This window comes from Mycobacterium sp. (assembly GCF_035653355.1).
Classification (GTDB): Bacteria; Actinomycetota; Actinomycetes; order Mycobacteriales; family Mycobacteriaceae; genus Mycobacterium.
The window spans coordinates 1-4,386 of sequence record NZ_DASRBZ010000233.1 but is presented as its reverse complement, the minus strand read 5'-3'; the positions used below and the strand labels follow the sequence as shown (position 1 = coordinate 4,386).

3 protein-coding genes are annotated in these 4,386 nt (G+C 63.9%); 2 read left to right on the top strand and 1 reads right to left on the bottom strand.

The annotated features are described in order from the left end of the window. Positions 1-301: hypothetical protein (locus tag VFA16_RS07910; protein ID WP_324967284.1), on the top strand; the 301-nt coding region annotated here is incomplete at its 5' end. Positions 302-330: 29 nt separating this feature from the next. On the opposite strand, the gene VFA16_RS07905 is transcribed toward VFA16_RS07910, so the two are convergent. Then, positions 331-2,625 carry a hypothetical protein gene (locus VFA16_RS07905; RefSeq protein WP_324967283.1) on the bottom strand — a complete coding sequence of 765 codons (2,295 nt, stop codon included), beginning with the start codon at positions 2,623-2,625 and terminating at the stop codon, positions 331-333. 807 nt (positions 2,626-3,432) lie between these two features. Here VFA16_RS07905 and VFA16_RS07900 point away from each other — a divergent pair. Further along, a partial coding sequence (locus VFA16_RS07900; RefSeq protein ID WP_324967282.1) for a hypothetical protein occupies positions 3,433-4,386 on the top strand: 954 nt, incomplete at its 3' end.

The window sequence follows — 4,386 nt, the reverse complement described above, 5'->3', positions numbered from 1 at the left end:
CAAGCACGACCTGCGTGCCCTCGGCGACATCGAACGAGCGGAGCACGTCCCCGTGGTGCTGATCATTTTCCCGCTGATGGAAGACACGCGCGTCGCCTACCCATGGCTCGACATTCACCGCCGGGTCGGCGCCGCGGCCCGCGAGCAGGGGCTGCACGTGATCGACTTGCTGCGGGCATATCGGGCCGCGGGCTTTGTGAGCGTGCGGACGGATTCCGTGCACCCGAACGCTCTGGGGCACCGCCTCGCTGCCGAGGCCCTGCTTCAACTTTTGGCGCGCGACAAGCTCCTTCCACATTAGATGGTCGAGACGAACGCGTCAACGCGGCCCTAGTTGGTAATGGGGTTCACGGAGATGAGCGCAGGGGGCGCAAGACCCGTCTGCGACGAAGAGCCAAACTCGAACGCCCCCATGTCGGGCGCCGCACCCGACCAGGGCCGGTGAATGCCCGCGTACAGCGGCCACGTGCACGGGCGATCGACCGTGATCGATGTCGCGGTCATACTCACGAGGCGGGCGCGCTCCGCCGAACCCAAGTCCGATGCGGCGTTCTGACACGTGGCGCCTTTGATCTGGATGACGTCGGCCCCCGGAACCTTATCTGCCCGCCAGAAGGAGTTCGGGGCGACGAAATACATGCGGGGGTCTTTCCGATGGGGATGATCCCCGTTCGGCCAATTGAGAAAACCAGGCCCCCACTGATAGAGCGGCGGGTCCGGCGGACCGCCGTTCGGCCCGCTGCCCGTCACGGGGATGGTGGTGGCATTGCTGCCGGCGGCCGCGGCGAGAAGATAGTACGTGGTGCCGGCGTCGATCGCTGGACTCGCGGTTTGGAGGTGAAAATCGCAGAACCGCCGGTAGGCGTCCGTGGTGATCGCGGTCTGAAAATCCACGTCACAATTTGTCGTCGAGACATTGACGAACTTCGGATCGTAGGCAGAACCAAGAAGATTGCCACCGCCGCGGAGGAATCCCGGGATGCCGAGGCCTGAGCTGCTCGAATACGTGAAGCAGGTGCCCGGGGCCCCGCAGGTCGCAACGATATTATACTCCTGACAGAATCCTTCACCACTCAAGCAATCCGATTGCCGCCGACACTGCTTCGCCGTATTCCCCGTGCAATGGCTCCCGACCAAGGACGAGGTATGGGCATTGTTGGCATCGTGATAAATGGAGTTTTCACTCCACGGTACAAAGTGATTCTGTGTCTGGGGGTCCCCGCAGTTATTTACATAATACGCAGAGGCGCCGTTCGTACCAGCATCGACAATGGTGTCATAGACCGCCCCGCTGTTTTCGCATTCATCATAGATGATACTTCCCGCATGGTTTCCGGCACGGAACATCGTCGTGTTCCACATGAACGAAGTTCCGGAGCCGTGGGGGCGTCCCTGGCCGGCGTTGTAATTGTTGTAGAAGATCGAATCGAAGAGCCATATCGTCGGCTCCGGCAGGGCATCCTTGGAGCCGCAGCCGTCGCCGGAGGACTCAAGACCCACGCGAGAAGACTCCGTGGAGGCGGTGCGACCGGCTCCATAGACCTGGAAGTTCCGGTAGCGGACAATCGAGTCGACGTAGGAGCTGTCGCACCCGCCGGAATTCGAGCCATTCCAGTAGTGGTTCCTGGCTGTGCAGTTGATGCACCAGACGCCCCCGGCACCACCTTGCGTGTCATCGAACGGGTCGGCTGCGAAGTTAAAGGCATCGTTGGTGAAGTTTCCACTTGGGCTAACCTGCGGTCCGGAGTTCTCGACGAGAACGTTTACGACGCCGAGGCCCGCTACCTTGTGGAGGGCGGAAAGGCCCGTGTCCACGCCGGCACCAGCCCAATCGTGGATGTAGGCGTCGTGGATGATGGAGTAGCCGAGGTCGCCCACGTCGATGGCCGCCCCGATGTTCGGCGTGGTGGGGGTCCGGTTCATGACCTCGACCCACTGGAGCTCCTGCCCCTGCGTGCTGGTATACCCGGTGCCATGGAGGAGAATGCCCACCGTAGCCCCCGTCGGTTGGAGCTGGACGGCCGTGAGGCGCACGCGCTGGGCGGCGCTCACACCGCCGAAGGTGACATAACTCACGTCTTCCATGGTGACGAGGCCACAGAAGCCTCCACTTTGACACGGACCGGAGGGCGCATAGTGGCGGCTCGTATTCGTGATCCCCGTGCCGTCGATCGCCAGTGCGCCCGTGCTTGCCGACCACTCGCCCGCGGTGGCGACCCGGATGGTGATGGGGCTCGCGGCGGTGCAGGTCGCCGTATAGTAGTCGGGGTCGATGCGCCAGGCACCGCCGTTCGGGACGGTGGTGGTGGAGTAGGTGGTGCCCCCCCGCAGGAAGACGATGTCTCCACAGCGGATCTTGTTGCTCTGGGAGATGGAGCCCCACTGGGAGCGGAGGTAGCTCGTGTTGTCGGTCGTGCGTGTGCCCGGGATTGTCCGCCAAGGGGCTGCGGCGGTGCCGGGATTCGTGTCAGCCCCCGATTGAGGGTCGACGTAGTATGTGGCGGAAATGGCCGGAGGGGCGACGGCCAGGGTTGCCGCGGCGAGACTCAAGATGAAGAGAAGGATGCGTGCCACGCGAACGGAGGGCGGCTGAGCAGGAACGCTCGTGATGTGAAGTCGCGTCATAGGGTGCTCCAAGAGTGGGCGCTGCGATTTGCTGCCCTTCGAGCCGATCAGGGACTGCCGGACCGGGAAGCTGCGCCAATACAATCCCTGTGCCGGCGAGTGTCCTGGACGTACGTAGAAGAAACGGGCGACCTTATAGTAGGGCGACATGCGGATGCGCAAGCGCCAGCGGCGGGAACCTGCCGCGGCAGGACAGAACGGTGCTGCGGTGGGCTCGAGGCTGGTCTCGATCGCCCGAGGCGGAGGTGATGTGGGGCGAAAGCGCGCGAGCGCGGCGTCGGGGCCGACGAACCTGCGGACCGTCAAGTGACCTGGGCGGCATGGTCAGGCCGTGTTGCTGGCCACCCTCACGGCGATCCTGTTCGCCGAGGGCGTGCCGAGGTCCGCGGCCTGGTGGCTCGGTGCCCGGCGTCACGAACAGGCGGTCCTGAAAGCGGTACCGGATCGACGGCTAAAGGCCGTCTCGAAGCGCGCAAGACTGACGCATCTCAGCGTTCGGCGTCCAGGCGATCATCGCGCATCTGCATACCGCAGATAGCCCGCAAGACATATGGTCTATCCGAAGCGACCAATGCAGTGCGAACGTGTTGGCAGTAGCGTAAAGGAACGTTCTGCCCTTCGTTGGCGGGTAGGCGAGCCGAACGCTACATCATCAGGAGCAGTGGGGGCCAACGCGGTACCGAAAGGAACGTTCCTTTTGCGCGGGCGGAGGCGGCCGTATCAAGGGTAATGACTTCGACCATAAGGATGCCGGGGCGTCAAGCGGTGGCCGGGCGGAATGCGTCAAGCGCGAGTGTTTTCGAGCGGATGGCCTGGCCGGCAGTAGCGGGCGGAGCTGCGCTCGCCTTCGGCCTGTTGACCCTGCGCCTTGGGAACCTCGACCTCCGATGGGTCGTGTACCCCATGGTCGGCAGCGTCCTGGTGATCGTGACGATGCTTGCTGGGACCGACAGAGCGCTGATGGCGTACACGGTCGTGGGGCTGTCGGTCGACGCACACTATTACCTGACGACGCCGCTGCCTACGTTGTCGACGGGACTTACCTCGCCGGGCGCGGTCTATGTCCCGCTGACCCTGGTCCCCGGGACGATCCTTCTCGTGCGGCAGTTAATGCGTGTGCGGGCCGCCGCGAACCGCTTCCGCTGGGGGGCCGCAGTGAGCCGGCCGTTCGCCCTTATGATGGCGACGTGCCTCATCTCCATAGCGCTTACCGACATGCGCTACACGGGCATATGCGTGGTCTGGCAACTGCTGATGTTGTTCGCCCTATTCCTGGTAATTGCGAACAGCGTCGACAGCGAAGCGGACGGACGCCGAATCGTCGCCCTGCTTTTCGTCGCATTGCTTGGACAGGCACTGCTGTTTTTCGTCCAACTCACGACCGGAATCAAGTTCGACGCCGTGGGGAAGGTCACTGTCGCGCAAGGCACGATCTGGCACGGTGTGACCGGGACCGCCGCGTCGACCACTGCGGGATTCGCCACGTTCATGGACCCGTTGGTGATGCTGGCCTTCGCGCTCTACCGGGCGGGCGATCGGCGGTGGGGACGTGTCGGACGATGCATCTTTCCCATCGGCCTCACTGTGGTCACGCTGACGCTCAACCGCTCCTCGTGGGGTGCGCTGGTGCTCGGCATGGTCGTTACCGAGTGGGCGTTGAGACGTCGGCGCATCGTGGCCCCCACTCCGGGCTCGAGCCGCCGATTCGTGATCGCGGGCATCGTGCTCTTGGTTGTCTTCGCGCTGGCAGCGCCGCTTTTC